Annotated in this window: 28 protein-coding genes; 7 read left to right on the top strand and 21 right to left on the bottom strand. The window is 50.2% G+C overall.

Going from position 1 to position 26,773, the window contains the following annotated elements; genetic code table 11:
• The first annotated feature begins 85 nt into the window (after positions 1 to 85).
• Genes HGT70_RS15155 through HGT70_RS15145 form a run of 3 tightly spaced genes read left to right on the top strand, consistent with a single transcriptional unit; the run spans position 86 to position 1,501 of the window.
• Positions 86 to 400 carry an antibiotic biosynthesis monooxygenase family protein gene (locus tag HGT70_RS15155; protein ID WP_214196430.1) on the top strand — a complete coding sequence of 105 codons (315 nt, stop codon included), beginning with the start codon at positions 86 to 88 and terminating at the stop codon, positions 398 to 400.
• Position 401: 1 nt separating this feature from the next.
• Positions 402 to 788, top strand: coding sequence for an amino acid-binding protein (locus tag HGT70_RS15150; RefSeq protein ID WP_214196429.1), 387 nt, complete (start codon positions 402 to 404; stop codon positions 786 to 788).
• A 17-nt stretch (positions 789 to 805) separates the two neighbouring features.
• Positions 806 to 1,501 (top strand): ArsR/SmtB family transcription factor, encoded by a 696-nt coding sequence (locus HGT70_RS15145; RefSeq protein WP_241576481.1) that lies wholly within the window; start codon positions 806 to 808, stop codon positions 1,499 to 1,501.
• 369 nt (positions 1,502 to 1,870) lie between these two features.
• Here the strand turns inward: HGT70_RS15145 and yczR are convergent, their stop codons facing one another.
• Positions 1,871 to 3,298 carry a MocR-like transcription factor YczR gene (yczR, locus tag HGT70_RS15140; RefSeq protein ID WP_214196428.1) on the bottom strand — a complete coding sequence of 476 codons (1,428 nt, stop codon included), beginning with the start codon at positions 3,296 to 3,298 and terminating at the stop codon, positions 1,871 to 1,873.
• Positions 3,299 to 3,391: 93 nt separating this feature from the next.
• On the opposite strand from yczR, the gene yczE reads away from it, so the two are divergent.
• The gene (gene yczE / locus HGT70_RS15135; RefSeq protein ID WP_214196427.1) at positions 3,392 to 4,033 is read left to right on the top strand and encodes a membrane protein YczE; all 642 of its coding nucleotides are present in this window, start codon (positions 3,392 to 3,394) and stop codon (positions 4,031 to 4,033) included.
• Positions 4,034 to 4,160: 127 nt separating this feature from the next.
• On the opposite strand, the gene HGT70_RS15130 is transcribed toward yczE, so the two are convergent.
• The 3 genes from HGT70_RS15130 to HGT70_RS15120 form a co-directional block, all read right to left on the bottom strand.
• The gene (locus tag HGT70_RS15130) at positions 4,161 to 4,568 is read right to left on the bottom strand and encodes a putative T6SS immunity periplasmic lipoprotein (protein ID WP_214196426.1); all 408 of its coding nucleotides are present in this window, start codon (positions 4,566 to 4,568) and stop codon (positions 4,161 to 4,163) included.
• Positions 4,569 to 4,684: 116 nt separating this feature from the next.
• Positions 4,685 to 4,954, bottom strand: a complete 270-nt coding sequence (locus HGT70_RS16680) for a hypothetical protein (RefSeq protein WP_241576479.1) — start codon at positions 4,952 to 4,954, stop codon at positions 4,685 to 4,687.
• 561 nt (positions 4,955 to 5,515) lie between these two features.
• Entirely contained in the window at positions 5,516 to 5,686 is a 171-nt protein-coding gene (locus HGT70_RS15120) for a hypothetical protein (protein ID WP_214196425.1), read from the bottom strand.
• A gap of 522 nt (positions 5,687 to 6,208) precedes the next feature.
• Here HGT70_RS15120 and mutS point away from each other — a divergent pair.
• The gene (mutS, locus tag HGT70_RS15115; RefSeq protein ID WP_214196424.1) at positions 6,209 to 8,764 is read left to right on the top strand and encodes a DNA mismatch repair protein MutS; all 2,556 of its coding nucleotides are present in this window, start codon (positions 6,209 to 6,211) and stop codon (positions 8,762 to 8,764) included.
• Between the two features lie 54 nt (positions 8,765 to 8,818).
• Here mutS and rpoS read toward each other — a convergent pair whose 3' ends face one another.
• The 13 genes from rpoS to cysG all read right to left on the bottom strand — a co-directional run bounded on the left by rpoS (position 8,819) and on the right by cysG (position 19,962).
• Complete coding sequence (gene rpoS, locus HGT70_RS15110) at positions 8,819 to 9,811, bottom strand: RNA polymerase sigma factor RpoS (protein WP_071434256.1); 993 nt, start codon at positions 9,809 to 9,811, stop codon at positions 8,819 to 8,821.
• A gap of 43 nt (positions 9,812 to 9,854) precedes the next feature.
• Complete coding sequence (gene nlpD, locus HGT70_RS15105) at positions 9,855 to 11,045, bottom strand: murein hydrolase activator NlpD (RefSeq protein ID WP_214196423.1); 1,191 nt, start codon at positions 11,043 to 11,045, stop codon at positions 9,855 to 9,857.
• A gap of 131 nt (positions 11,046 to 11,176) precedes the next feature.
• Positions 11,177 to 11,803, bottom strand: coding sequence for a protein-L-isoaspartate(D-aspartate) O-methyltransferase (locus HGT70_RS15100; RefSeq protein ID WP_071434252.1), 627 nt, complete (start codon positions 11,801 to 11,803; stop codon positions 11,177 to 11,179).
• Positions 11,797 to 12,561, bottom strand: a complete 765-nt coding sequence (surE, locus tag HGT70_RS15095; protein ID WP_214196422.1) for a 5'/3'-nucleotidase SurE — start codon at positions 12,559 to 12,561, stop codon at positions 11,797 to 11,799. Before surE ends, HGT70_RS15100 begins: the two co-directional genes overlap by 7 nt.
• Entirely contained in the window at positions 12,542 to 13,591 is a 1,050-nt protein-coding gene (truD, locus tag HGT70_RS15090; protein WP_422047372.1) for a tRNA pseudouridine(13) synthase TruD, read from the bottom strand. The genes surE and truD overlap by 20 nt, the downstream gene beginning before the upstream one ends.
• Positions 13,591 to 14,070: a 2-C-methyl-D-erythritol 2,4-cyclodiphosphate synthase gene (ispF, locus tag HGT70_RS15085; RefSeq protein WP_244968972.1), complete on the bottom strand. Its 480-nt coding sequence runs from the start codon at positions 14,068 to 14,070 to the stop codon at positions 13,591 to 13,593. Before ispF ends, truD begins: the two co-directional genes overlap by 1 nt.
• A gap of 19 nt (positions 14,071 to 14,089) precedes the next feature.
• Positions 14,090 to 14,791, bottom strand: coding sequence for a 2-C-methyl-D-erythritol 4-phosphate cytidylyltransferase (ispD, locus tag HGT70_RS15080; protein ID WP_214196421.1), 702 nt, complete (start codon positions 14,789 to 14,791; stop codon positions 14,090 to 14,092).
• A 15-nt stretch (positions 14,792 to 14,806) separates the two neighbouring features.
• The gene (ftsB, locus tag HGT70_RS15075; RefSeq protein ID WP_071434244.1) at positions 14,807 to 15,118 is read right to left on the bottom strand and encodes a cell division protein FtsB; all 312 of its coding nucleotides are present in this window, start codon (positions 15,116 to 15,118) and stop codon (positions 14,807 to 14,809) included.
• A 118-nt stretch (positions 15,119 to 15,236) separates the two neighbouring features.
• A complete protein-coding gene (locus tag HGT70_RS15070; protein ID WP_071434242.1) occupies positions 15,237 to 15,557 on the bottom strand; it encodes a DUF3561 family protein in 321 nt (106 codons plus the stop codon).
• 26 nt (positions 15,558 to 15,583) lie between these two features.
• Positions 15,584 to 16,189, bottom strand: coding sequence for an adenylyl-sulfate kinase (gene cysC, locus HGT70_RS15065; protein ID WP_214196420.1), 606 nt, complete (start codon positions 16,187 to 16,189; stop codon positions 15,584 to 15,586).
• The gene (cysN, locus tag HGT70_RS15060) at positions 16,186 to 17,619 is read right to left on the bottom strand and encodes a sulfate adenylyltransferase subunit CysN (protein WP_214196419.1); all 1,434 of its coding nucleotides are present in this window, start codon (positions 17,617 to 17,619) and stop codon (positions 16,186 to 16,188) included. Before cysN ends, cysC begins: the two co-directional genes overlap by 4 nt.
• A 10-nt stretch (positions 17,620 to 17,629) precedes the next feature.
• On the bottom strand, positions 17,630 to 18,538 hold the full coding sequence (gene cysD / locus HGT70_RS15055; RefSeq protein ID WP_071434237.1) for a sulfate adenylyltransferase subunit CysD: 909 nt from the start codon (positions 18,536 to 18,538) through the stop codon (positions 17,630 to 17,632).
• A gap of 8 nt (positions 18,539 to 18,546) precedes the next feature.
• Positions 18,547 to 19,962: a siroheme synthase CysG gene (cysG, locus tag HGT70_RS15050; RefSeq protein ID WP_214196418.1), complete on the bottom strand. Its 1,416-nt coding sequence runs from the start codon at positions 19,960 to 19,962 to the stop codon at positions 18,547 to 18,549.
• Positions 19,963 to 20,215: 253 nt separating this feature from the next.
• Here cysG and HGT70_RS15045 point away from each other — a divergent pair, with 253 nt between their 5' ends.
• Complete coding sequence (locus tag HGT70_RS15045; protein ID WP_214196417.1) at positions 20,216 to 21,172, top strand: M28 family peptidase; 957 nt, start codon at positions 20,216 to 20,218, stop codon at positions 21,170 to 21,172.
• Here HGT70_RS15045 and HGT70_RS15040 read toward each other — a convergent pair.
• From HGT70_RS15040 to cysJ, 3 genes are read right to left on the bottom strand one after another with little or no spacing between them, the layout of a single operon-like run.
• Positions 21,169 to 21,903 (bottom strand): phosphoadenylyl-sulfate reductase, encoded by a 735-nt coding sequence (locus HGT70_RS15040; protein ID WP_071434232.1) that lies wholly within the window; start codon positions 21,901 to 21,903, stop codon positions 21,169 to 21,171. The two genes, HGT70_RS15045 and HGT70_RS15040, sit on opposite strands and share 4 nt — an antisense overlap.
• On the bottom strand, positions 21,903 to 23,627 hold the full coding sequence (cysI, locus tag HGT70_RS15035) for an assimilatory sulfite reductase (NADPH) hemoprotein subunit (protein ID WP_214196416.1): 1,725 nt from the start codon (positions 23,625 to 23,627) through the stop codon (positions 21,903 to 21,905). The genes HGT70_RS15040 and cysI overlap by 1 nt, the downstream gene beginning before the upstream one ends.
• Positions 23,627 to 25,438, bottom strand: coding sequence for an NADPH-dependent assimilatory sulfite reductase flavoprotein subunit (gene cysJ / locus HGT70_RS15030; RefSeq protein WP_214196415.1), 1,812 nt, complete (start codon positions 25,436 to 25,438; stop codon positions 23,627 to 23,629). The genes cysI and cysJ overlap by 1 nt, the downstream gene beginning before the upstream one ends.
• Before the next feature lie 260 nt (positions 25,439 to 25,698).
• Between cysJ and queD the strand changes: the two genes are divergently transcribed.
• Entirely contained in the window at positions 25,699 to 26,064 is a 366-nt protein-coding gene (queD, locus tag HGT70_RS15025) for a 6-carboxytetrahydropterin synthase QueD (protein WP_071434226.1), read from the top strand.
• 2 nt (positions 26,065 to 26,066) lie between these two features.
• On the opposite strand, the gene queE is transcribed toward queD, so the two are convergent.
• Positions 26,067 to 26,738, bottom strand: a complete 672-nt coding sequence (queE, locus tag HGT70_RS15020; protein ID WP_071434224.1) for a 7-carboxy-7-deazaguanine synthase QueE — start codon at positions 26,736 to 26,738, stop codon at positions 26,067 to 26,069.
• Between the last annotated feature and the right edge of the window lie 35 nt (positions 26,739 to 26,773).

The raw sequence follows: 26,773 nt of genomic DNA, 5'->3' as shown, positions 1-26,773 counted from the left end.
ATCAATAGTAATCCATAGTTCGATGGATAACGAAACATCACAATAATGCTCCCTCTACTATATAAAAAACGTTAAGGAGCTAAACATGATCGCTGTACTTTTCGAAGCAGATACGCAACCAGAGGCTGAGACTCGATACTTTGAGTTAGCTTCAGAACTTAAACCTCTGCTTAATACAATACCCGGGTTCATTGATATAGAACGATTCCAAAGTCTTCGTACGCAAGGGAAAATACTCTCCCTATCATGGTGGGAAGACGAAAAATCTATCGCCGTATGGAAGCAAAATATGGCCCATGCCTCGGCTCAAAAAGAAGGTAAAGAGGATATTTTTTCTTACTACCGTATTAGAGTTGCAAAAGTTGTACGCGATTATTCATCGAAAAAGGAGAATGAATGATATGTACAACATCCATGTTATTTTGAAAAATCGGCCGGGCTCTCTCGCAGAATTCGGGAAAATTTTAGGTGAAAATGGGATTGGGTTGGAAGGTGGAGGTGTGTTTTCTACCGATAGCATATCAAGTCATGCTAATTTTCTTGTCGAAAATGGAAAGGCTGCACAAGAAATACTCATAAAGAAAGGCTTCAAAGTCTTAAGTATATCTCAGCCAGTAATTAGAAAGCTGAAGCAAGAAAAGCCAGGTGAACTAGGGAGCATAACAAATGCCATTGCCTTAGTAGGCATAAATATATTAGTTCAATACAGTGACCATAATAATAGACTCATTCTAGTAACGGACAATGATAAACTTGCCAGCGAAGTAACTACCGATTGGGCAGTTTGACTGAGGAAAGTCCACACGTGATAGAAGAAGATTCGGTAATTCACATTGAAAATCAGATATCAGCTATTGCTGGAGCAATAGCTGAGCCTGCAAGAGTGAAAATTCTATGCTCGCTAATGAATGGACAAGCATGGACAGCAACAGAGCTGGGTACAATATCTGGAGTATCTCCGTCCACAACAAGTTCACACCTAGATAAACTGGTTAAATCAGGGTTGATAAGCTGTCTTCAACAAGGCCGTCATAGATACTACAGTATTACTCGATGCGAAATTGCTGAACTATTGGAGAAAATGATGACAATATCTATTACTCCAGTACCTATTCTCAAGACGAAAACTCCATCTCATTTGAGGCATGCAAGAACCTGCTATGATCATCTAGCAGGAGAAGTTGCAGTTAAAATTTATCAATCGATGTTTGAACAACAATGGCTGTCTGATGATCAAACATCTTTAAGCGAGCATGGTTTAAAACAGTTTGAAAAATTGGGTATAAAAATCAATTCTAATTCTAAGCGTAAGAGAGCCTGTCCATGTTTGGATTGGAGTGAAAGACATTTTCACTTGGGTGGTGAAGCTGGCGCTAATCTACTGAGCTACTGCTTGGAGCAAAAATTAGTAATAAAAACAGTGGGTCATAGGGAAATATCAATAACAACGAAAGGAAAAAAATTCTTACAAAGATGGTTTAATTTCTGCCCCACATTTTAATGTCTACTACCAACATGAATGAAGGATTTTAATCCTAAGTGTTATCTCCTCATCCCCCTAGGATCGCTTAGTTGAATTCTGACGCTATGAGTCGTTATATACCCAAGTGACTGACGGCTGATTTCTACTCATAAAAAAGCCCAGTATTCTGTCAAGCAGCAAAACTGAGCTTTTTTATTTTACAAATATTTTATCTATTTCAGATCTATTTTGTCTATTTTGTCTATTTTGTCTATTTTGTCTATTTTGTCTATTTTACAACTACGTTATCATCCCACAATAACCACAGCATAAGTTTTTTTTTTAAGAGGTACGCCATACACACTAAGAAGATTAATCGGTTACGAAACCGAGTCACCCCTCATTGTCTTAAAATATTTTACGGTGATTAGCCGCAGCCGTGTTTTCCGGCAAGGTCGACCATAACGGCTGTAGTTGCTGAAAGGCGCGACGCAGGGTTTGCTCATCTGAAGTGAAAGGCATACGAAGATAACGGTCAAAAGCCCCAGACAGGCCGAATCGTGTACCGGTGCCCAATAATATTCCGCTATCACTCGCCCTGGACGAAAACTGGGTTGCCTGCATACCCGGCAACTCGACCCAAAAAGAGAGACCTCCGGCAGGAGTAGAGGTTTTCCATTCGGGAAAATACTCCTGCATTAAACGCTGACAATCATCACGTTGCTGTTTCAACATGTGACGACGCTGCGCTAAAAAGTTATCGCTATTGTCCAATAACCATCCGACCGCCAGCTGGCTCAGCAGTGGCGAGCCTAAATCTAGCGAGTCCCTAATTTGTATCAGCGAGGTGATCAGTGAAGGCGATGCCCGAATCCAACCGATCCGCAACCCACCCCAAAAACTCTTCGACGCCGAACCAAGGCTGATTACCTGAGCACTGTTGGAAAAAGCGGCAACAGGCAGGGGCGGAGGCTCGTGATACCAAAGTTCTGCCAGTGTTTCATCGATCACCAGCGGTGTGCGTGACTGGGCGGCGATTGCGGCAATTTCAGCCCGACTGGCTTCATCCATACAGTAACCGGTGGGATTGTTGTAATCGGCAATAAGGTAGGCCAGTCGAGGAGAAGTTTGGGCAATGGTCGCTTTTAGCCCTGTAATATCCCAGCGTCCTGACAATAAGGGAACGCCAACTGCCTGACAGGATGCGCCGCGAATAGCACTCAGCGCCGAAGGATAAGTCGGATGATCGACGAGAACCCGATCCCCCGGACCTGCGAGTAATCGCAAAATTAGAGCAAGCCCGCTGACCGCACCATTAACCACCATCACCTGATCCGGCGTGGTCGGCAGCCCTCTTAAGCAATAACGCTGCGCGATGGATTCTCGCAAGGGTAACACGCCTTTCTGGTTATAGCCGGAGGTCTGCAGTTGGCTAGGTAATAATTCCATCGCATGCGTGTAAGCTTGATGAATTTCAGCCCCTGCCGTCAACGAGGCGGTTGATAAATCTAGTTGAGTCGTGGACGACATCGCTCGGTGAGCAGACGTACTACTCGCCGGGATGACCACTTGGCTACCACTTCCTTGCCGACTTTGTAAAAAGCCCTGTTCACGTAGTTGCGCCAGCGCACTGCTGACAGTGGTACGGCTTATGTTAAGGCCTGACGCTAATTCTCGCTCACCGGGTAGCCGAGCTCCCTGTACGAGCCGGCCGTCAAGAATCAGCAGACGTAATGCGGCCGCAAGCTGCTGCCATAAAGGGATTCGGGAGGGCGTTTGCTGCCAATGGCCGAGTAACTGAATCAGTGACTGTTGGCCAAATCGTCTTGAGGTCATATCCAATCCACTTTTACTTAACTGGCTATTAATTTGTAATCCATTTCAAATAACAATCAGTCCACTGTCAATATAAAAATAATGAGAACTACGATGCTTAAGAGATTGTCGCAACTTTATGTTGGTTTAGTGCTGTACGGTGTTTCCTGCGGTCTGTACATCCAAACGGGATTAGGGGCTGACCCATGGGATGTTTTTCATCTGGGTATTGCACAGACCTTCTCACTTTCGGTGGGTCACGTGATCATTATCACTGGCGCTCTGGTATTGCTACTGTGGATCCCGCTGCGCCAGCGTCCCGGGCTCGGGACACTGAGCAATGTGCTGGTGCTGGGATTAGCGGCTGACGCAACCCTGGCCCTCATGCCGCCACTCACGTCACTCATAACCTGTTGGCTAGTGTTGATTTTCGCCGTTATTCTCAATGCGATTGCTACCGTAATGTATATTTGTGCCGGATTTGGTCCCGGCCCACGAGACGGCCTGATGACTGGCCTGCACCGCCGCACAGGCTGGTCGTTACGATTGATCCGCACCTCAATTGAAGTCACTGTCTTATTAATTGGTTGGTCTCTCGGTGGGAATTTCGGTATAGGCACTATCGTCTATGCGTTGGCTATCGGTCCTATGATTCAGTTTTTCCTCCCTTGGTTCCAAAAAGACAGCCATCTACTCTCGCCGCAGCCGGCTAAATTGGCTCCAAAAATTATTACTGAGGTAAAGGAGGAGACCTAATCTTGTCTACGCGTTCTTCGCAGGATTGATAGCCTCCAACACGATGACGACGAGGAGTGACTCGCTAAACGACGCGAGTCACTTTTTAGCAGCAAGATATGTCTTGCATGCCAGTGCGGGGATATCGTTAATTAATATCTTTAACGTTTAACTGCCCTTTATCGACCCAAACGGAAAAGGTCACACCATAATTATTGCCATTTACTGCAGTGTGATTGTCTTTAATGCGTATAGTATTAATAGAGAACACATATAATCTACCGGGCTCAAAGGAAAATCCAAAATTAGGTAGGCATTTGTCTGCATATAATTGAGGCGCGTTTTCAATAGTGAATTGTTTTTCTACTTCACTATTACTCTTACCCATCTCATCTATACTTAATAGAGATATATTTTCGTTTTTAGTATCAGGGAGCGTGACGCAGATAGTATTGCCGACTATATTCACCTTGGCTCGATGGATTTCTGGTCGGGGATCATTGATATGACAAGAGGTTAAGAATAAAATAGAGATGATTAGGCTTATAGCTTTCATCCTGTCACTCTCCTATAAAATGAATTCTGGTGATATTTTTCTAAAAAGCGAAATGGAATTACTATCTAAGCCCCCCTGAAAACCGGCCTGGTGGCCAACTTCTCTTTTAAGAGCATTTACGCCATATTTTTTAATATAAAGTAATCAGCAATAATCTGCGCTTGTTGCTCCATACTATATTGACTTAATTTCTTATTAGAGTTGATAGTGTAGCGATATGTTGATGCCCAGCTAAATAAACCTCTAGTTCTCACCCACATCCCATGCTGATGTTGCCAAACATGCGTCATTTCATGCATAAAAAAATGTTGGTTAGATTTTGTGGATGAGGAGAAGTCCTTGAGATAAATCTCTTTTCTAAAATATATTTCACCATTCGGTGACATCCCAAAGAATTTTCCTTGTAAACCAAAAGGAAGATAGCTCTCACAATGAACCCATACCTTACTCCATGCGATTGAACTACCGAAAACTGTTTACCCTAGGTTTATTTCACCCAATGTTAAAAGGCGCAGGGAATTTTCCTTTTCCATAACACATCCTTTTTTACTTACCAACCTACTATTCATGAATCAACAATCATCTCTATAGATAACAAATTAAGAAAGTGTTGTATTTTACAAACACTAATAAACGCACAGTAATTCTTAGTAGTAATTGAAGTTTTTTACTTAAACTAGGTAAAGGTGTCTTTGTGTAAACCTTCTCCACGAGTAATTTTTCTCGATGGAAGCTTATGTAGTACTAATTAATATTCGAGTAGGACTAATAAAAATTATAAGTAATGAGTACACAGTATACTGAGATATATCCATCTTTTCAGAAAATAAGGGGAATTTACGCGATAATTAACTGTGTTGTGGCCATTCAGGTTGGATATAAACCGCTAGATTGTCGATTGACTACAAACCGATGAAATACTGGGTGAGAGAAGCATTAAGAAGGGATTAAACCGCAAGACGCAAATGAGCAAATTTTTTGCGTGTCGCTTCGAGGGAAGCTTCGATCTTTGCGGAAGACTGCCCTGTTTCAACAGCCGTAGAGGTTGCTACTGAGCGAACGATATCAGCACGAGATGGCTTAGCGTAGCGTGCCTGATTTTTTTTGTTGTTGCTCATAATTACTCCTGAAAGCAGTATCTGGGCTGAAAGACATCGTTCAGAGAGTATACCAAAATTTCTAGGCAATTTCATATTAAGCTCAGTCAAAAAACTCACGGCCAGACAAGCTTTTACCGGTATAAATTTGGCAAGCTTTCCTATGCGAGAGTTTGTGTAATAGTAGAAAACAACTTGAATCCCAGTGACAATCTACAACACACACAGCCCCCAGTTTTCGCTTATATCGGGCTTATCGTTTTCACACATCTTCGTCATTTCTCTCATTTTAGAGTAAAGTCGTTTCCCCTTGTGTTTTCCTGCCCAACAGACTCGGTTATCATGCACCTCATGTAGTCACGAATATCGATGTAGGTCACGCAACATGCATCCGCCTCTCATCCGATGAGACGTCGGCAAGTAACACTTAACTTTATCTTCAAATTAATAATTTCATGATTTCGATGCGACAACGTGAAACCTAACGATAACCAGAACATTCACTGACACAATCGAAAACCACGGAAATGGATACCCAAGCTAATGACGACTCACGACAACTTACCCACCCACACGCCCATGATGCAGCAGTATCTTGGCCTGAAAGCCGAGCATCCGGATATCCTGTTGTTCTATCGTATGGGGGATTTTTATGAGCTATTTTTTGATGATGCTCGCCGGGCGTCACAACTGCTGGATATCTCCTTAACCAAGCGCGGCTCCTCCGCCGGACAACCGATTCCTATGGCCGGCGTGCCCTATCATGCCGTAGAGGGCTATTTAGCTAAGCTGGTACAGATGGGCGAATCGGTCGCGATCTGCGAACAGGTCGGCGACCCCGCACTCAGCAAGGGTCCGGTCGAACGTAAAGTATTGCGTATCGTCACGCCGGGGACGATTAGCGATGAGGCGTTGTTAAACGAGCGTCAAGATAACTTGCTGGCCGCCGTCTACGAGAGCAAACAAGGCTTTGGCTATGCCACGCTGGATATCGGTTCGGGTCGTTTTCTGCTTACCGAGGCACAGAGCGAAGAGACGCTCGCGGCAGAGCTACAACGCAGCAATCCGGCAGAACTCCTCTACCCGGAAGGCTTTACGGCTTTTCATTTGATCGAGCAGCGTCGTGGGTTGCGTCGCCGCCCAGTGTGGGAGTTCGATCTGGCGACGGCTCGCCAGCAACTGACGCTACAGTTCGGTACGCGTGATCTACAAGGGTTTGGGGTCGAACAGGCCTTACTCGCGCTGCCAGCCGCCGGATGCCTGCTGCAATATGCGAAAGATACCCAGCGTACCGCCCTGCCCCATCTGCGTAGTATCACGATGGAGCGTCAGCAAGATACCATCATCATGGATGCCGCTACGCGTAGAAATTTAGAGATTACCTATAATCTCGCCGGGGGAACGGATAACACGCTGGCCTCGGTGTTGGATCGTACCGTTACCCCGATGGGCAGCCGGATGCTTAAGCGTTGGTTACATACACCCCTGCGCGACGCCAAGGTTATCGCTGCGCGTCAGGAGGCGATCGCTGAATTGCAGCCGCTGGCCTCCTCGCTGCAGCCATTGCTCCATCAGGTCGGCGATTTAGAGCGTATTCTTGCCCGTCTGGCGCTGCGTACCGCGCGTCCTCGCGATCTCGCACGGATGCGTCATGCGTTCCATCAACTTCCCGAAATCCAAGCTCTACTCGCCGAGACGAGTGGCGCATCGCTGGCAGCACTCGCTGCAGGCTGTGGCGACTTTAGTACACTACGCGAACTCCTCGATCAGGCGGTCGTCGAAGCCCCTCCCGTACTCGTTCGTGATGGCGGTGTGATCGCCGCAGGCTATCACGCAGAGTTGGATGAGTGGCGAGCGCTAGCCGCCGGAGCGACGGACTATCTGGATCGTTTAGAGATCCGTGAACGCGAGCGCTTAGGACTCGATACCTTAAAGGTCGGCTATAACGCGATACACGGCTACTTCATTCAGGTAAGCCGTGGGCAAAGCCATCAAGTCCCCATCCACTACGTGCGCCGCCAAACGCTGAAAAATGCGGAACGCTATATCATCCCAGAGTTGAAAGAGTACGAAGACAAAGTGTTAACCTCTAAAGGGAAAGCACTTGCCTTAGAAAAAATGCTCTACGAGCAGTTATTTGACCAGCTCTTGCCGCACCTGGCCGAGTTACAACGCAGTGCGACAGCTCTGGCAGAGCTGGACGTCTTAGCAAACCTGGCGGAGCGTGCTGAGACCTTACATTATGTCTGCCCGACCTTATCCGACCAACCCGGCATTACAATCGCCAATGGCCGCCATCCAGTCGTGGAGCAGGTATTAAAAGAACCGTTTATTGCCAACCCCGTGTCGTTACAGCCCGAGCGCCGGATGCTGATCATCACAGGGCCTAATATGGGCGGGAAAAGCACCTATATGCGTCAGACCGCGCTAATTGCGCTACTCAGCTGGATGGGGAGTTACGTCCCCGCTGACGCCGTCACCATCGGCCCTATCGATCGCATCTTCACGCGGGTTGGGGCGGCCGATGACTTAGCCTCGGGAAGGTCGACCTTTATGGTGGAGATGACCGAGACGGCGAATATTCTAAACAACGCCACTCGACACAGTTTAGTATTGATGGATGAGATTGGCCGGGGGACCTCGACCTACGATGGGCTGTCTTTGGCTTGGGCTTGTGCAGAAAATCTAGCCAAGCAGTTACAATCGCTCACGTTATTTGCCACCCACTACTTTGAGTTGACTGCCCTGCCCGACCAGATCCAAGGCGTAGAGAACGTGCACCTCGATGCCCGAGAGCATGGCGATAGCATCGCGTTCATGCATACGGTTAGCGAGGGTGCAGCGAGTAAAAGTTATGGCTTGGCGGTCGCTGCCTTAGCTGGTGTACCTAAAGAGGTGATTAAGCGTGCGCGGCAGAAGTTGCGTGAACTCGAAACCCAGCCCAGCCAGCGCCCTAGCCAAGCTGACGATACTCATCAACTTCCCCTTCTGGTGGAAGAGACTTCGCCAGCGCTTGATGCGTTGGAGGCGCTAGATCCCGACAGCCTAAGCCCGCGCCAAGCGCTGGAGTGGGTCTATCGGCTTAAGACGCTGCTCTAAACCTAGGCAAAAAAAAAGCCATCTTACGATGGCTTTTTTTCGATTCAATAACGACTACAGGAACAGTGCATCTAAGCTTAAGCCTTGACCTTCAAGGATTTCGCGTAAGCGACGTAGACCTTCAACTTGAATTTGACGAACACGTTCGCGAGTCAGACCGATTTCTTGGCCTACATCTTCAAGCGTTGCGGGTTCGTAACCTAACAGACCGAAACGACGTGCAAGGACTTCGCGCTGTTTAGCATTCAGCTCGTACAACCATTTAACGATGCTTTGCTTCATATCGTTATCTTGATTGGTATACTCAGGCGAGTTCTCGTCATCATCCGAAATCATATCAAGCAGCGACGTATCAGAATCGCCACCGATAGGCGTATCAACTGAGGCGATACGTTCGTTCAGGCGAAGCATTCGACTGACATCCTCGACGGGCTTATCCAATTTATGTGCAATATCTTCCGCCGTTGGCTCATGGTCTAAGACCTGAGTCAATTCACGAGCGGTACGTAAGTACACATTCAGTTCTTTCACGATATGGATAGGCAGACGAATGGTACGCGTCTGATTCATGATTGCCCGCTCGATAGTTTGGCGGATCCACCACGTGGCGTAGGTAGAGAAGCGGAAGCCTTTCTCAGGATCGAATTTCTCTACCGCGCGGATCAAACCTAAGTTACCTTCTTCGATAAGATCGAGAAGCGGTAATCCACGGTTGTTATAGCGACGAGAAATTTTGACCACGAGGCGTAAGTTACTCTCGATCATTCTACGGCGTGATGAAACGTCACCGCGTAATGCACGGCGAGCGAAGTAGATCTCTTCCTCTGCGGTCAGCAGTGGTGAGAAACCAATTTCACCTAAGTAAAGTTGTGTAGCGTCCAGAACCCGTTGGGATGAATTCGGCGAGAAGAGATCCTCTTCCGCGTTCGAAATTCCATAATCATCTTTTGAATCGCTCGTCGCGTTCTGCTCTTCAAAAGCTACATTATCATGATCTTCAAGGTCGATATCATGTAACTCTTCAACTTTCAGCGTATTTTGACTCATTGTGATGCCTCCTGGTCCTGGGCAGAGCCAGAAGGCCCTGCATCTATCGTTGCGGTAAATAACGCAACGGATTGACGGATTTTCCTTTATAACGAATCTCAAAGTGCAATCTTACCGAGCTGGTCCCTGTATTCCCCATGGTGGCAATTTTCTGCCCAGCAGTGACTTCCTGTTGCTCTCTAACCAGCATTGTGTCGTTGTGTGCATAAGCACTGAGATAATCATCATTATGCTTAATGATAATGAGGTTACCGTAACCGCGTAACGCATTACCTGCATAAACAACTCTACCCGCTGCTGTAGAGACCACTGCCTGACCACGTGAGCCCGCAATATCGATACCCTTATTCCCCCCTTCCGACGCAGAAAAACCATCAATAATCTTTCCGCTTGTCGGCCAACGCCAAGTAGTAATTGGTGTTGAACTGGTGGTGCTACTGACCGTTGGAGTCGTAACCGGCGCCACAATTGGCGCTGCAGCACTTCCTGTCACAGCAGCTTTGCCCGGTAATAATTTGCTGCTTGATTGAGCAGAATTATTGCTGCTTTGTTCATCAGTATCTTCAGAATACGTAACTATTGGTCGTTGTGCAACCTCTTTGGGAACGGTTCTCTGAACATTATTTGCACTATTTTCATTAGTTGAGACATTGTCTGCCTTACTAATTTCATTAGGCCCCGTTATGGGTTGTCCGGCACCGTTACCAATTTGCAGTACTTGACCCGCATTCAAGCCATAAGGTGCTGCGACATTATTTTTTTGTGCAAGATCACGAAAGTCGTTACCTGTAATCCATGCAATGTAGAATAATGTATCACCGCGCTTAACAGTGTAGGTGCTGCCGCTATAACTACCCTTAGGAATATTCCCATAATTACGGTTATAGACGATTTTTCCATTCTGTAACTTGACCGGTTGGCCTACAGGGACTTGTCCGGAAGTTGAGCTTGCCGTGGGTACTACGTTCGTCACTGGCTGAGTACGCGGTACACGCTGTGCGATAGGCTGCGAGGCCATGGCTCGTGGAGCATTCGGTACGGCCGATGACGGTGAAGGATAGTTTGGAACTGCAGGTTGTGCTGATCCCGCTGGAGCGCCGCCGCTCGCGCCGATGGCGGTGATTGGAGCTTGCGAATTATCACTATCTGAACTGCTGCATCCTGCCAAGCTGGCTGCAATCAATGAGGCTAGCGCCATCTGGCGATAATTAATACTATTGCTTCCTTTGCTCATTCATTCCCCCATAAGGCTTACGGCTATCGATATTAAGATCCAAACTCAGATTTTAAGATGCTTAAATGAAATTATCGTCCAATAGTAGCAGGCAACGCCGAATCAGGCTATGAGACGATGTCAGGAAAACGTTAAGCCAGGTCGCCTGGAATTAACGGTACGAATCGTACGGGTTCTATTATGTCGTCAGTGAAGGTATCACCCGTTCGCTGGATACGTTGTAAAAACTGCTGTTCTTCGCCCACGGGGAGTACCATGACGCCGCCTTCGGCAAGCTGCGCGAGTAATTCGAAAGGTATTTCAGGCGCAGCCGCGGTCACGATGATCGCATCGAAAGGCCCGCGTGAGACCCAGCCATGCCAGCCGTCGCCATGACGCGTAGAGACATTGTGCAGGTCAAGGTTCTTTAGACGCCGTTTTGCCGCCCACTGTAATCCCTTGATCCGCTCCACCGAATAAACGTGCTCGACTAAGTTTGCGAGGATGGCCGTTTGGTAGCCCGAGCCTGTACCGATCTCTAGTACACGAGAAAAAGGCGTCAACCCTAGCAGTTCCGTCATTCTGGCGACCATATAAGGCTGTGAGATGGTTTGGCCATAGCCTATGGGTAAGGCATTATTATCCCAAGCCTTATGTTCAAAAGCCTCGTCGACAAACTGCTCGCGGGGAACCAGCGAAATCGCACGCAGTATCGCCTCGTCGGCAATCCCATGCAGACGTAAGTAATCAAGTAACATCTCAACACGCCGACTCAGCATGTAACTAGGCCCTCGACATTCTCTAACCATTCGGAAAGTTGGGATACTGCATGGTAAGCCGTGAGATCGATGCCTAATGGAGTGATAGAAACATACCCCTGTTCGATCGCGTCGAAGTCAGTCCCTTCCCCTGCATCATGCGGCTTACCCTGCGGGCCGATCCAATATAAGGTCTCACCACGCGGATCTTGTTGGGTGATCACTCTATCGGCGGGATGGCGGTAACCGCAGCGCGTCACCTTCCATCCTTTGATTTCAGCTAAAGGAAGATCAGGAACGTTGATGTTTAATACAGGGCTGAGGCGTAACGGCTGAGCGGTAAGGACGCGAAGGATCTGACAGGTTACCTCGGCCGCCGTCTCGTAATGCGTACTACCGTTAAGTGACACGGCGAGCGCGGGCAGCCCCAAGTGACGTCCTTCTATGGCAGCAGCCACCGTCCCAGAGTAGATGACATCGTCCCCAAGATTCGGCCCGGCGTTAATGCCAGAAATCACGATATCGGGGGCCGGCGTCATCAGACAATTAACCCCTAGATAGACGCAATCTGTCGGCGTGCCCTGTTGCACCGCGATATCGCCGTTAGCATGCCGATAAGTCCGTAATGGCATATCGAGCGTCAACGCGCTTGAGGCGCCGCTACGATTACGGTCAGGAGCAATAATACGGACGTCTTGCGCCATGCTACGCAGCGCTTGAGCCAACCGTTGAATGCCGGGTGCTAACACACCGTCATCATTACTCAGCAGGATCCTCAATCATTTCTCCCTGTAAAACGAGTTCTCTGACGACACTGGTTGCATAGCTGCCAGCAGGCAGCCAGAAATTAAGCTGAAGATTGTGCTCATCCAGCCATTCCCAGGTCATTTTTTGTGGGCAGACCAGCATCGCTCGGCGTGCCGCATCTACCCTTTCGTTAGATAATAATGTAATAAAAGCGCTGTGCGCCGCCAACTGTTGTTGCTCAAATTCAGCGGCAGCACCACTCACCACCCCCTCGCCCTTACCGACGAGTGGCGCGGTAATCCGTAATTCGCCATGTTGAACACGGGTCTGCGTCTGTGCAAACTCGTCATCGTCGACGACAAACCAGCTTCCCCGTCCCGTAAGCTGTACGCAGTCGCCTACCCATAATTGGGAGAGACTCGCCTGTTTCGCCAGTCGTGCGCTAGTCACTTGGTTGAAGATATCGCTACGTATCGCAGAAAGCAGCAGGCTACGCTTGGCACGATCTTTAATCCGAATCTCTCCAGCCGCCCATTGTTGAGCGAGGGTAATATTGTGGCGATCACGTCCGAAGCGTTGCTCACCAAAATAATTAGGTACACCCTGCTCGGCGATAACGGCTAAACGCTGCTCGACCGCCTGCTTATCGCTGATATCGCGAACCACCAACTGAAACGAGTTTCCTGCAAGACCACCGATACGCACTTTACGTTGGTGCCGGGCGACCTCAAGGATTTCTACCCCTTCGAGCGAAAATGCCGCAAAACTTGGCATCTCTTTACCCGGAAAGCGAGCGCAGAGCGTTTGCTCGGTGACGGCATGGCGATCTTTCATGCCAGCATAGCTGACTTCTCGTGCCGGAATTTTTAAAAATTTCGCCAGTGCATCAGCAACGAAGCGCGTGTTACAGCCGGTTTTACGTAGGCGAATGAGCAAATGCTCACCATGTTGATCAGCAGTATAGCCAAGATCTTCGACAACACGAAAATCGCTCGCAGACTGTTTAATCAATCCCGTCGCACTGGGCTTACCCAGCAACCACGTTAAGGGAGTACTCTCTATCATTTTTCTACCTTGGTTAGCAGGGCGACCGCTTCGCAAGCAATCCCTTCCCCACGCCCGGTGAAGCCTAATTTTTCCGTCGTGGTCGCTTTAACATTTACGTCGTCCATGTGGCAGCCTAAGTCTTCAGCGATATTGATACGCATTTGGGGAATATGTGGCAGCATTTTTGGCACCTGAGCGATAATCGTCACGTCGACGTTACCGATCGTGTAGCCTTTCTCTTGAATACGGCGCCAAGCTTCCCGGAGCAAGCCGCGGCTGTCCGCGCCTTTGAAGGCCGGGTCGGTATCGGGAAAGAGTTTACCGATATCCCCAAGCGCCACCGCGCCAAGGAGGGCATCGGTTAACGCGTGTAGCGCGACATCACCGTCAGAATGGGCAAGAAAACCTTGTGGGAAGGGAATACGCACTCCGCCGATGACCAAGGGGCCTTCCCCTCCGAAAGCATGTACATCGAAACCGTGTCCAATACGCATTATGCGGCTCCTATTGGTGTTATTGAGAAAGATAGAACCCCGCTAATGCCAGATCTTCTGGACGGGTCACTTTTAAATTATCACTGCGGCCTTCAACGAGTTCAGGATGATAGCCACATAGCTCCAACGCCGAGGCTTCGTCAGTCACTTCTTCCCCCCGTTGCAATGCGGTAGATAAACACGTCTTTAACAACGACAATGGAAAGAGCTGAGGCGTTAGCGCATGCCAGAGATCGCGCCGTTCAACACTATGGTCGACCTGTTTTTCTCCACTCATCGCCCGTTTCATCGTGTCTTTAACCGGCGTCGCGAGCAAGCCCCCCACTGAACTCTGTGTAGTCAGGGCTAATAGACGCTCTAAATCAGTTAAGGCCAAGCAAGGACGAGCCGCATCGTGAACGAGTACCCAAGGGGTCGCTGCTGCATTGATACTCTCCAGCGCGGCTAAAACGGATTCAGCACGCGTTTCTCCGCCAATTACCGTCGTTATCCGCCTATCCTCCGCGATGGGCAGATGACGAAAGTGGATATCCTCGGGGTGTAAGGCAACGATAACCTGGGTAATCGCTGGGTGAGCGACGAGTACGGCGATACTGTGTTCGAGGAGAGTTTTAGAGCCGATCGACAGATATTGTTTTGGGCAAGAGGATTGCATGCGGCTGCCAATGCCGGCGGCGGGAACCACAGCAATAATTCCCGTAGGAGAAACGGTTGTCATCATTAATTTTCGTCGTTGTTATTGTCCTGATGCCGAATTATTAACGGCGTTACGGTTCTGTTCAGGCACTAAGCGAAAGAAGGTTTCACCAGGACGAATCATACCAAGCTCGTCTCGCGAGCGCTCTTCAATGGCTTCAGACCCGCCATTAAGATCGTCGATTTCAGCAAAGAGCTGATCATTACGCGCTTTAAGTTTTGCATTAGCATCTTGGTGCTGCGCAACTTCCTCGCTGACACGACTGTAATCATGGATACCATTTTTACCGAGCCACAATGAATATTGTAACCATCCCAGTAAAATAAGTAGCAATAAAGTGAGTTTTCCCATCCTTCCCCCCGACAGATTCGCTAATCTTCCCACAAGTTAGCCTTTGACTCCACTGTAACCTGCCGCAAGTCAGCGTTTTCTGACAAGTTTTAGTGTCCTCTATCCCGGGCGATTCGCCTCACCATCCGATGAAGGCATAAAATAATCCCCAGAAGCTAAGACCGACCACGGCCAAGGTGAGTAAAAAAGTGATAAATATCTTTTGACGTTGCCATACCGATATCGCCATGCCTGAGAAGACAGCAACCGGCAGTAGCGCTAAAAAGAAAGGCCAAGTATAGAGGAAAAAGAAGAGTACGCTGGCGCCAAACGCCATAAAGGGAGAAAGGAGTGCAAGCAGGTAAGCGAATAGGCCAAAACAGCCCCCGGCAACGAGTGCGGAGGGCCATTCTTTATTATAGGGTGGCGCATGACTAACTGGGTCGGGCAAATCAGGCATAACTCGTGGCTTATCCTTGAAAAAAGTTAAGCCGGAATAATAGCGCGCTCGCGCAACAGATCGATGATCTGCTCGCTAAGTTTTGTAACCAATTGTTGACCGTCGACCTTGAGTTCAGGCGTTAGAGGAGGTTCGTAACCCGAGCCAATCCCCGTGAAGTCTTTGATTTCACCCGCCCTCGCCTTACGGTAAAGCCCTTTGGGATCGCGCTGTTCGCAAATTTCCACTGGCGTATCGACAAATATTTCGATAAATCTCTCTTCACCAATCAGTTCACGGGCCACTTGGCGCTCGCTGCGGTGCGGAGAGATAAAGGCCGTCAGTACGATCAGCCCGGCATCCACCATTAAGTTGGCCACCTCACTAATACGACGGATATTTTCCTTGCGATCTTCATCGCTAAATCCAAGGTCACGGCACAACCCCTGGCGCACGTTGTCGCCGTCGAGAAGGAAGGAGCTAATCCCCAATTGGTGCAGCGCTAGCTCTACCGCGCCGGAGAGCGTTGATTTGCCGGACCCTGATAGCCCGGTAAACCATACGACTGCACCGCGATGGCGGTGCAGTGTTTCGCGCATCTCAGCCGTCACGGCATGCTGATGCCAGACAATATTTTCGGCTTGCCGACTCATTTCAGACTATCTCGCAGATCCTTCGCATCCCAGTGCGGGAAATGCTTACGCACTAGCGCGTTCAGCTCAAGTTCAAAGGCACTGAATTGTCCGGTGGACTGATGGCTGTCTACCGCGCGAGTTTGATAGACCATCCCCGCCCCCACCGTGACATTACTCAAGCGGTCGATAAAGATAAGGCCGCCCGTTACAGGGTTTTGCGCATAAGGATCGAGCATCAGCGGCTCGTCAAAGGTGAGTAGCACACGGCCAATTGCGTTGAGCGGTAGCGTCTGAGTCTCACTGGTGGCGAGCGTATTGATATTCACTTGGTGAATAATCTCATCGACCACGGCACGTGCTGTCTTGCCGGCGACTTTTACCTGATAACTCTGGCCAGGTTGTAAGGCATTTTCGCCCATCCACACCACGTCTACTTCCGCGGAGTGCGTGGGGGTTAATTGCGCCTCGACGTCGACGAGCAGGTCACCGCGAGAGATATCGATTTCACTTTCCAGCACCAAGGTGACCGCCTCACCCGCAGAGGCGTGTTCGAGATCCCCATCGAAAGTGGTAATTTTGGCTACGCGGCTGCTAACGCCAGAAGGCAATACTTTAATCTGTTGACCGACCGAGACGGTACCCGAGGCAACGGTCCCTGCATACCCTCTAAAATCGAGGTTAGGACGATTGACATATTGTACCGGGAAGCGCATCGCTTGACCTTCCACGACTTTATTGATGTCGACCGTTTCTAGGATCTCTAATAACGTCGGGCCGGTGTACCAAGGCATATGCTGGCTAGCATTCGCGATATTTTCCCCTTCTAGAGCGGAGACCGGAACGAAGCGAATATCGAGGTCCTTCGGCAGTTGCTCTGCAAAGTCGAGATATTGCTGCACGATGTCGTTAAACGTCGTCTCGCTATACTCAACCAGATCCATTTTGTTCACCGCCACCACCAAGTGCTTGATACCCAGCAAGGTCGAGATAAAGCTATGGCGTCGCGTTTGGTCTAATACCCCTTTGCGAGCATCGATCAGTAGGATAGCCAAGTCACAGGTTGAGGCGCCAGTTGCCATGTTTCGCGTGTATTGCTCGTGGCCTGGCGTGTCAGCAATGATAAATTTACGCTTCTCCGTCGAGAAATAGCGATAGGCAACATCAATGGTAATCCCTTGCTCGCGCTCCGCCTGTAGTCCGTCGACCAGCAGCGCCAAATCGAGCTTCTCGCCTTGCGTACCATGGCGCTTACTGTCGTTGTGCAGTGAGGTGAGCTGGTCTTCATAAATTTGGCGGGTATCATGAAGTAGGCGGCCAATGAGGGTACTTTTCCCATCATCAACGCTTCCGCAGGTCAGGAAGCGGAGTAAGCTCTTGTATTGTTGTGCGGTCAGCCAGGCTTCTACGCCACCTTGTTCGGCAATTTGTTGTGCTAATGCGTTATTCATAATCAGATCCTTAGAAGTAACCCTGGCGTTTTTTCATTTCCATCGAGCCTGCTTGGTCCCGATCGATAACGCGGCCTTGGCGCTCGCTGGTGGTGGAAACCAACATCTCTTCAATAATTTCCGGCAGTGTTTCGGCCGAAGACTCAACCGCACCGGTAAGCGGCCAGCAGCCTAGTGTGCGAAAACGGACTTTACGCTGCTCGATTTTCTCGCCAGGTTGTAGGTCGATGCGATCGTCATCGATCATCATTAGCATGCCGTCGCGCTCAAGAACCGGACGTTCTGCCGATAGATACAGCGGAACGATCTCAATGTTCTCTAAAAAGATATATTGCCAGATATCCAGCTCGGTCCAGTTTGAGAGCGGGAACACACGAATACTCTCGCCTTTATTGATTTGACCGTTGTAGTTGTGCCATAGCTCAGGACGCTGATTTTTCGGATCCCAACGGTGAAACCGATCGCGGAAAGAATAGATACGTTCTTTCGCACGCGATTTTTCTTCGTCGCGACGTGCGCCACCGAACGCCGCATCGAAACCATACTTATTCAGAGCCTGCTTTAAGCCTTCCGTCTTCATGATATCGGTATGCTTGGCGCTGCCGTGTACGAAGGGGTTGATCCCCATTGCAACCCCTTCAGGGTTACGGTGTACGATAAGCTCAGCGCCAATCTCTTTGACCATCCGATCACGAAACTCGTACATTTGCTTAAATTTCCAGCCCGTATCGACGTGTAATAGAGGGAAAGGAAGCTTGCCTGGGTAGAAAGCCTTACGGGCAAGATGCAACATGACCGAAGAGTCTTTACCGATCGAGTACATCATGACCGGGTTGGAGAATTCTGCTGCCACCTCGCGTAGGATGTGAATACTCTCTGCTTCAAGCTGACGCAGATGAGTCAGTCGTTGTTGGTCCATACGATTCCTCAAATAATAGGGGTAAGCGCTGAAGAGGGAGTCATCATCGCGGATGACTTCTGAAACCAGGCTAACTGCTTGTGTAAGTGAACGACCTCGCCAATCACCACTAGAGCGGGCGATGGCGCATGAGTCGCTAAATCTGCGAGCTGATCGAGCCGACCGGTGAGCACGCACTGATCTTGCCGGGTGCCCCGTGCAATAATCGCAACCGGCGTTTCGGCCGCTCGGCCGTGTTCGATTAAGCGGCGACTAATTTCTCCCGCTTTTACCGTCCCCATGTAGATGGCTAGGGTCTGGTCGCTGAGCGCCAGTGCAGCCCAGTCGGGTTCTCGCCCATCGCTGCGACAATGTCCGGTTATAAAGACCGCGCTCTGCGCATAGTCCCGATGAGTCAGTGGAATACCGGCGTAAGCCGTCGCCCCCGCCGCCGCGGTGATCCCCGGGACAACTTGGAAAGGAATATTGGCCGCCACCGCCGCCTCTAGCTCCTCGCCGCCGCGCCCAAAAATGAACGGGTCTCCACCTTTTAGACGAACGACTTTTTTACCTTGTTGGGCTAGGCTGACTAATAATTGGTTTGTTTCGTTTTGCGGCACTGAATGAGCGCCAGCACGTTTACCGACACAGATCCGCTCTGCATCGCGGCGAACCAGATCTAATACCTCGTCGCTTACCAAGTGATCGTAGAGCACGACATCTGCCAGCTGCATTACTTGCAGGCCCCTTAGCGTGAGTAACCCGGGATCCCCAGGACCACCGCCGACTAAATAGATTTCTCCACGCTGCGCCACCGGGTGCTGCAGGCTTTGTGCGAGGATCGCCTCCGCCTGTTGCAGGTTACCCGCCGTTGCTTGATGCATAAACTCACCGCTAAACAGACGCTCCCAGAAACGACGGCGATCAACCATACGCTGAAAACGCTGTTTCACGCGGTCGCGCCAACATCCGGCGAGTTGTGCGGCATCGCCAAGACGAGCCGGAAGCAGTGTCTCGATCTTTTCGCGTAATGAGCGAGCCAATACAGGAGCGGTACCCGCCGAGGAGATCGCGACGATCACCGGCGAGCGGTCGACAATTGAAGGAAAGATAAAACTACAGCGTGCTTGGTCATCGACCACATTAACCAATTTGAATTTACGCTGTGCGTCTTGATAGACCTGTTCGTTGAGTTCCGCGTCGTCTGTCGCGGCAATAACGAAAAAAACCTTATCGATTTGATCAGGATGATATTCCGACGCAATCCATAAGGCCTGCTGCGCCTCGACTAGCTCGTTGACCTCGTGGAAAAGCTCACGCGCGGCAATGTGCACAACCGCCTGTGCACGCAACAACAGATCGATTTTTCTGGAGGCAATTTCGCCCCCACCAATCACCAATACTGGACGATTTTTTAATTCAGCAAACAGCGGTAAGTAGTCCACACGCACTCAACAAAGTTAGTCGTTCAATGACTAAACTATATAAGCTTCTGGGTCTAATGATGAAATGTTGTTTTGGAATGAGCAGTAACATTATGGAATAAGCTTAGCAATTTTTTTGCTTTAGGGTATAACGGCGTAATTCAGATAAATGTCTACCCTTAGAACGTACGACTAATGATATTATCTGCGCTGCGTGACTGTGTGGAACCTATTAATAATGTTAAGTTTGTTAAAGAATAAATTAGCATCTTGTATGCTTTGCTCTAGCCTTTTGTTCTCCCCTCTGCTGGCACAGGCTCAATCTGAGCAAGAGGTGGGAAACTATGCAGACCAGCAAGCACGCTATATCGCCACCTATTTTCCCGGCAGGATGTCCGGGTCACCGGCTGAGTTCCTGACCGCGCAATATCTGGACCAGCAATTCACGCAGCTAGGCTATGCCACACAGATCCATCGTCAGGTGGGAGAGGCCCGTCCGCGCTCAGCGCTATCTGTTGTCGCGGAGCATCGTGGGCAGCTCCCTCAGCAGATCCTGATCGTCACCCATATCGATACCCCGCAGGCACTGACGGCACAGCAGCGCCAACAGAACATCGGTGGATTAACCTTTCAAGGCGTCGATAACAGTGCCGCAAGCTTAGGAGTTATGCTGGAATTAGCTAAGCGCTTAGCGACCACCCACAAAGGCTATGGCTTACGGTTTGTCGCGCTAAGTGGCACCCAGCCGCCGCAGCATGGCGTTCAAGATTATCTGAATAGCTTGTCGACCCACGACCGGGCGAATACGCTACTGGTGATCGATATAGAAAATATCATCGCAGGCAAAAAACTGGCCTTTTTAAACGGTACCAATACCGCAGCAGCGGTGCGTAAACAGACAACGGGTGAAGCCAAGCGACTCGCTCAGCACTACCATGTTTCGCTATCAACTGCGCAATTAGCCAGTAGCCGTTCGCGCACGTTAACCGAGTTCGAGAAGCTGGGGCTCCCCTATATGCGCGTCACCGCCTCGAATACGAACACGCTGATTACGCTTGCCGCAGCGGACGAAGCGCCATTGTTTCATGATGATGCCGCAAAGGATAATTTAGCCTTTATCGACAGCCATTATCCTAAACGGTTACAACAGCGCGGCCACCAGCTAGTACTCGTCTTAACGCCGCTGCTGCGAGGACTACTAGCACCTACCTCTTCTGCGCCAAAGCATTAGCCGTCGTGAAGGCCACATTCGCGTTTCAGCCCAAAGAAGCGCGTTTCTTCCTCACGCATCCCCGGCTCCCATTTACGCGTGGTATGCGTGTCGCCGACCGATAGGTAGCCCTGCTCCCAAAGCGGATGGTAACTGAGGTCGTGTTTTTTCAAATATTGATATACTTGGCGGTTATCCCAATCCACAATCGGTAGGAATTTAAAAATCCCTCGTGCGATGGATAATACGGGTAAATGCGCACGACTTGCAGATTGCTCACGACGTAGGCCGGCAAACCAGGTGCTTACCTGTAACTCCCCCAGCGCCCTCGTCAGTGGCTCTACCTTGTTAAGCTGGTTATAGCGTTCAAGACCCTCGACGCCCTGCTCCCAGAGTTTACCGTAACGTGCCTCTTGCCAGGCTGGGGATAGCTCAGCCCGGTAGACTTGCAGGTTAAGCTGCAAGCGCTCCTGCAAGCTATCGATAAACTGGTAGGTTTCCGGGAATAGGTAACCGGTGTCGGTTAAGATCACCGGTATATTCGGGGATTGTTGGTTAACCAGATGCAGGCTTACCGCAGCTTGAATCCCGAAACTACTCGTTAAAGCAGCTTGGCCGGGTAAGTTTTCCAGTGCCCAAGCGACCCGCTCTTGCGCACTCAATGTATCGAGGCGCTGATTGACGTCTGCGAGTTCGGCCTGCTGCGCCGCTTTCTCAAGCGACGCGAGTTCTGCTAGGTTAAGTGTTGCCATTATGCCTCCACAGCTTCCCAGAAATCCCGTGCCGGATCGATCACTTCGCGCACGATACCGGTACGAATGGTGTAATCGCCAAAGCCTTCGTCCGGTTGACGCTCCTGCGACCAACGTCCGATCAGCTCATCAAGAATCGATAGAATCTCCGCTTCCTGAATATTTTCTCGATACATCGCGGGGATGCGCGTTCCGATTCGATTACCGCCTAGGTGGAGGTTATAACGCCCAGGCGCTTTACCGACTAACCCAACTTCAGCTAACAGCGCACGGCCACAGCCATTAGGGCATCCCGTGACACGCATCACGATAGCCTCATCAGCAACCTGATGGCGCGTCATCAATGTTTCGACTTCGCTGACGAAGCCTGGCAGAAAGCGCTCGGCTTCCGCCATCGCCAGTGGACAGGTTGGGAATGCCACACAGGCCATTGAGTTCTCACGCTGTGGTGAAACCTTTTCCATCAAACCATGTTCTACCGCTAAGGCTTCAATGGCCGCCTTCTGGTCTTCGGGTACTCCTGCAACGATCAGGTTTTGGTTAGCCGTCAGGCGGAAATCGCCTTGGTGGATTTTAGCGATCTGCGCGATCCCTGACTTTAACGGGCGTCCTGGGTAGTCGAGTAACCGGCCGTTCTCGATAAATAGCGTGAGGTGCCACTGGTTATCGATTCCCTTAATCCAGCCGAAGCGATCGCCACGGGTCGTGAATTCGTAAGGACGGATGGGCGCGAAGGTTAGACCCGCGCGCTTTTCTACTTCTGCTTTGAAGACATCGGGGCCGACACGCTCCAAGGTATATTTAGTTTTCGCATTTTTACGATCGGTACGGTTACCCCAATCGCGTTGCGTGGTGACTACCGCCTGCGCGACATCGAGGACTTTCTCCAACGGCAGGAAGCCAAATTCCGTTGCTGTGCGCGCATAGGTCGCTCTATTACCGTGATCGATAGAGAGCCCACCACCTACTAGTAGGTTGAAGCCGACGAGCTTGCCCTCTTCGGCGATAGCGATAAAGTTCAAGTCATTCGCATGCAGGTCGACATCGTTATGCGGGGGAACGACCACCGTCGTCTTGAATTTACGCGGCAGATAGGTTTCACCCAAGATCGGTTCTTCATCGGTGGTGGCGACTTTCTCTTTATCCCACCAGATCTCTGCATAGGCGCGCGTTTGCGGAAGCAGATGCTCTGAAAGTTTCTTCGCCCACTCATACGCTTCTTGGTGTAGCGCAGATTCGACCGGATTCGAGGTACAGAGGACGTTACGGTTAACGTCGTTGGCGGTCGCTAACGCATCAAGCCCCACCTCATGTAACATCTGGTGTACCGGCTTAACGTTCTTTTTCAGAATACCGTGAAACTGAAAGGTTTGACGGTTAGTCAGACGAATACTACCGTAAATCGTTTTATCTTGCGCGAAGCGGTCGATAGCCAGCCACTGTTGTGGGGTGATGATCCCGCCCGGCAGACGGCAGCGTAGCATCATGGCATGGCGCGCCTCGAGCTTCTGTTCGGCACGCTCAGCACGAATATCACGGTCGTCCTGCTGATACATGCCGTGAAAGCGGATCAGCAGATAGTTATCGCCATTAAACCCACCAGTAAGGCCATCGTCGAGATCTTCTTTGATCGTTCCGCGTAGAAAGTTGCTCTCTTTCTTTAGGCGCTCGGCATCGGATAATTTACCCTCTACAACCAGAGGGCCAGGATATTTTATACTCATTAGTAGACATCTCTCTGATAGCGACGAGCAATGCGCAAATCGCTTAAGTATTCGTCTGCAGACTCAGTGTCCATTCCGCCATATTCAGCAATAATTGCCAATAAGGTGTTTTCGACATCTTTTGCCATGCGCGTTGCATCACCACAGACATAGATATGGGCGCCCTGTTCAATCCAGCGCCATACTTCCTCACCGTGTTCGCGAAGTTTATCTTGGACGTAAACTTTCTCTGCTTGGTCACGAGACCAGGCCAGATCGATACGCGTGAGGAGTCCTTGTTTTACATACTTCTGCCACTCCACCTGATATAAGAAATCTTCGGTGAAGTGTGGGTTACCGAAAAATAGCCAGTTCGGCCCTTCTGCCCCGTCGTTATCCCGTTGCTGGATAAATGAACGGAACGGTGCGATCCCCGTACCCGGCCCAATCATAATGACTGGAGTATCGCCAGCGGTCGGCAGACGGAAGTTATCGTTATGCTCGATAAAGACTTCCAGCTCGTCGTCTTCTTGCAGATGGTCGGCCAAGAAGCCCGATGCGCCGCCGGTCCGTGCGCGCCCTTCTATGTCATAACGTACCACCCCGACGGTGATATGGACTTCGTCCTCCACTTCCGCTTGTGACGAGGAGATCGAATAGAGGCGTGGCGTTAATGGCCGGAGAACGTCAACGAATTGTTGAGCCTTAAGCTGCGCGGGAGCATGGCGGATCATATCGGCGATCGGCCAAAGCTGTGCAAACTGCTGCAGCGCTTGCTTATCGCTGACTAGGTCTAGTAGCTTGTCGTTGGCAGAGAGCTGTGCATAGTGCTCGACAATTTTAGCGCTATTAATAGTCAGCTCTAGGCGACGCTGGAGGGCTTCGCTTAACGGCAGCGATTGGCCATCGACCGTTACGATCTCGCTGGCGTCAAGCCAGAGTAGTTCGATAATCTCGCTGACTAGCGCGGGATCGTTTTTAAACCATACCCCTAGCGCATCCCCTGCGTTATAGCGTAGGCCCGACTCACTGATATCGATTTCAATATGACGAATATCACGGTCAGAGTCGCGCCCAGTGATTTTCTGACTGACGGCAAGCGTTGCCGTCAGTGGAGCCTCTTTCGTATAGGGCGTGCTATCGAGTGTATCGCTGTTACCCGCTGCCGCGTGCGCGACAGCCTGCGCAGAACTGGTCGGCATGCGAGCCTTGAGCGCAGCAACGACCTCGGTGCGCCACTGTTCGGCTGCCTGAGCGTAGTCGACATCGGCATCGACGCGCGGCAATAAACGCTGCGCACCGAGGTCACTGAGTCGCTGGTCGAAATCTTTGCCCGCTTTACAGAAAAACTCATAAGAAGAGTCACCCAAACCGAAAACGGCAAAACCGACGTCGGGGAGTGATGGGGCTTTCTTCGAATGAAGGTATTTATAAAAAGCGACCGCTTCTTCTGGTGCCTCGCCTTCCCCTTGGGTGGAGGCGATGACGATGACGATTTTTTCCGCTGCAATCTGCTTAAATTTGTAGTCGGCGGCGTTGATTAAGTTGACTTGCAGCTGCGCAGCCAACAGGTCGTCGCGCAGTTCCTCGGCGAGGCGACGAGCGTTACCGGTCTGCGAGGCAGAGACCAGCGTAATCGTCGGTGCGACGACCTCAGGGGCCGTGATGGCGTTCGTGGTCGTGCTGCTTGACACCGAAGACGTTTCGTTAAGCCGCCCCCAGCAGTACCCGGAAATCCACGCCAATTGGTGCGAAGAGAGTTCTTGGGTCACGTCTTGTAGGCGGGCGAGTTGCTCCGCACTAAGCGGCAGCTGAGGGGCTTGAGTCGTCATTGCTTAATAGGTTCCAGTGCCAATGGCTTAAAATGTAGTAAGTGTAGAGTAACCGTACGATTATTACTGATAAAGACGGCTTAAGCATATTAAATAACTAAATACACTAACTCGTTTTGTTGCTAAGACTTATCGATAAAACTGGTTAGTCATTGGGAATGGGTAAAACGCGCGACTCTGCGTGAAAAGGGTGAGTCAGCCGCTAATTTGCGCTAAACTTCGGGTTTTAGACTTATCTACCGCGGAATTTACACGTTATTATGGCTGTCACCACTCTTTTTAAAGAATTTCAATTCGAAGCTGCCCACTTCCTTCCCCATGTGCCTGAAGGGCATAAATGTGGACGGTTACATGGTCACTCATTTCTCGTTCGTCTCGAAATTACAGGCGAGGTTGATGCCTATACGGGATGGGTCATGGATTTTGCAGAGCTTAAGGCCGTGTTCAAGCCGCTGTATGAACGACTTGATCACCACTATTTAAATGATATTCCCGGTCTAGAGAATCCGACCAGCGAAGTCTTGGCGGTATGGATTTGGCAGCAGATGAAACCGTTGCTGCCATTGCTAAGTGCTGTGATGATCAAAGAAACCTGTACCGCCGGTTGTACCTATCGCGGCGAATAAGCCTAGGCGATATTCAGGTATTTATGAGTTTGCATTGAAAAACGCCAGTTCCTTGCAATACAGGTGGCGATACATAACTCGGTAGCCGCCTTCTTACAGCTGATGGGCTGCAACGCGATAATCCGTTGGCTAGAAGGTGGAACTTGGCTCAATAACAGATCCAACGCATCGATATCGCGCTGACGTCCAACGGGGTGTTTCACCTCATTCGCCCGCAATAGCGCGCTGTTTAGGACATCATAGCCCCCCCGCATGTTGACTTTAGGCGAGACCGTCACCCACGTCGCGGCAGAGCAACGAATGGGATGTGTGCCGCTGGTTTCGATTTGGCACTGAAAACCCTGTTGCTCTAGGTATTCAGTCAGCACCGTCAGATCGTAGAGCGCAGGCTCACCGCCCGTAATGACGATATGCTTTGCGGTCCAACCCTGATCGCGGACAACCGCGAGTAGCTGCTCGACGCTGGCGTCGGCCCACGCCTCGCTTTCTGCGGTTTTCTGTACGATATCGGACAGCGGCTGCTGCTTATCGGCATACTTTTCCCAGGTATGCTTGGTATCGCACCAGCTACAGCCGACAGGACAGCCCTGTAGACGGATAAATATCGCCGGTGCGCCGGTGTAAAACCCTTCGCCTTGTAAGGTTTGGAACATTTCATTAATCGGGTAAAGCATGGAGACTCAATCGTTGCGCGAAAACGTCTATTATC

The sequence above is a fragment of the Rosenbergiella collisarenosi genome (assembly GCF_018494085.1).
GTDB lineage: Bacteria > Pseudomonadota > Gammaproteobacteria > Enterobacterales > Enterobacteriaceae > Rosenbergiella > Rosenbergiella collisarenosi.
The sequence above is the reverse complement of the archived record's forward strand: the minus strand, read 5'-3'. Positions and strand labels throughout refer to the sequence as shown.

Coding starts and splice junctions, on each gene's coding strand:
- HGT70_RS15155 (WP_214196430.1), top strand. CDS start 86: ATGATCGCTGTACTTTTCGAAGCAGATACGCAACCAGAGGCTGAGACT.
- HGT70_RS15150 (WP_214196429.1), top strand. CDS start 402: ATGTACAACATCCATGTTATTTTGAAAAATCGGCCGGGCTCTCTCGCA.
- yczR (WP_214196428.1), bottom strand. CDS start 3,298: ATGACCTCAAGACGATTTGGCCAACAGTCACTGATTCAGTTACTCGGC.
- yczE (WP_214196427.1), top strand. CDS start 3,392: ATGCTTAAGAGATTGTCGCAACTTTATGTTGGTTTAGTGCTGTACGGT.
- HGT70_RS15130 (WP_214196426.1), bottom strand. CDS start 4,568: ATGAAAGCTATAAGCCTAATCATCTCTATTTTATTCTTAACCTCTTGT.
- HGT70_RS16680 (WP_241576479.1), bottom strand. CDS start 4,954: ATGTCACCGAATGGTGAAATATATTTTAGAAAAGAGATTTATCTCAAG.
- HGT70_RS15120 (WP_214196425.1), bottom strand. CDS start 5,686: ATGAGCAACAACAAAAAAAATCAGGCACGCTACGCTAAGCCATCTCGT.
- mutS (WP_214196424.1), top strand. CDS start 6,209: ATGACGACTCACGACAACTTACCCACCCACACGCCCATGATGCAGCAG.
- rpoS (WP_071434256.1), bottom strand. CDS start 9,811: ATGAGTCAAAATACGCTGAAAGTTGAAGAGTTACATGATATCGACCTT.
- nlpD (WP_214196423.1), bottom strand. CDS start 11,045: ATGAGCAAAGGAAGCAATAGTATTAATTATCGCCAGATGGCGCTAGCC.
- HGT70_RS15100 (WP_071434252.1), bottom strand. CDS start 11,803: ATGCTGAGTCGGCGTGTTGAGATGTTACTTGATTACTTACGTCTGCAT.
- ispF (WP_244968972.1), bottom strand. CDS start 14,070: ATGCGTATTGGACACGGTTTCGATGTACATGCTTTCGGAGGGGAAGGC.
- ispD (WP_214196421.1), bottom strand. CDS start 14,791: ATGATGACAACCGTTTCTCCTACGGGAATTATTGCTGTGGTTCCCGCC.
- ftsB (WP_071434244.1), bottom strand. CDS start 15,118: ATGGGAAAACTCACTTTATTGCTACTTATTTTACTGGGATGGTTACAA.
- HGT70_RS15070 (WP_071434242.1), bottom strand. CDS start 15,557: ATGCCTGATTTGCCCGACCCAGTTAGTCATGCGCCACCCTATAATAAA.
- cysC (WP_214196420.1), bottom strand. CDS start 16,189: ATGAGTCGGCAAGCCGAAAATATTGTCTGGCATCAGCATGCCGTGACG.
- cysN (WP_214196419.1), bottom strand. CDS start 17,619: ATGAATAACGCATTAGCACAACAAATTGCCGAACAAGGTGGCGTAGAA.
- cysD (WP_071434237.1), bottom strand. CDS start 18,538: ATGGACCAACAACGACTGACTCATCTGCGTCAGCTTGAAGCAGAGAGT.
- HGT70_RS15045 (WP_214196417.1), top strand. CDS start 20,216: ATGCTTTGCTCTAGCCTTTTGTTCTCCCCTCTGCTGGCACAGGCTCAA.
- HGT70_RS15040 (WP_071434232.1), bottom strand. CDS start 21,903: ATGGCAACACTTAACCTAGCAGAACTCGCGTCGCTTGAGAAAGCGGCG.
- cysI (WP_214196416.1), bottom strand. CDS start 23,627: ATGAGTATAAAATATCCTGGCCCTCTGGTTGTAGAGGGTAAATTATCC.
- cysJ (WP_214196415.1), bottom strand. CDS start 25,438: ATGACGACTCAAGCCCCTCAGCTGCCGCTTAGTGCGGAGCAACTCGCC.
- queD (WP_071434226.1), top strand. CDS start 25,699: ATGGCTGTCACCACTCTTTTTAAAGAATTTCAATTCGAAGCTGCCCAC.
- queE (WP_071434224.1), bottom strand. CDS start 26,738: ATGCTTTACCCGATTAATGAAATGTTCCAAACCTTACAAGGCGAAGGG.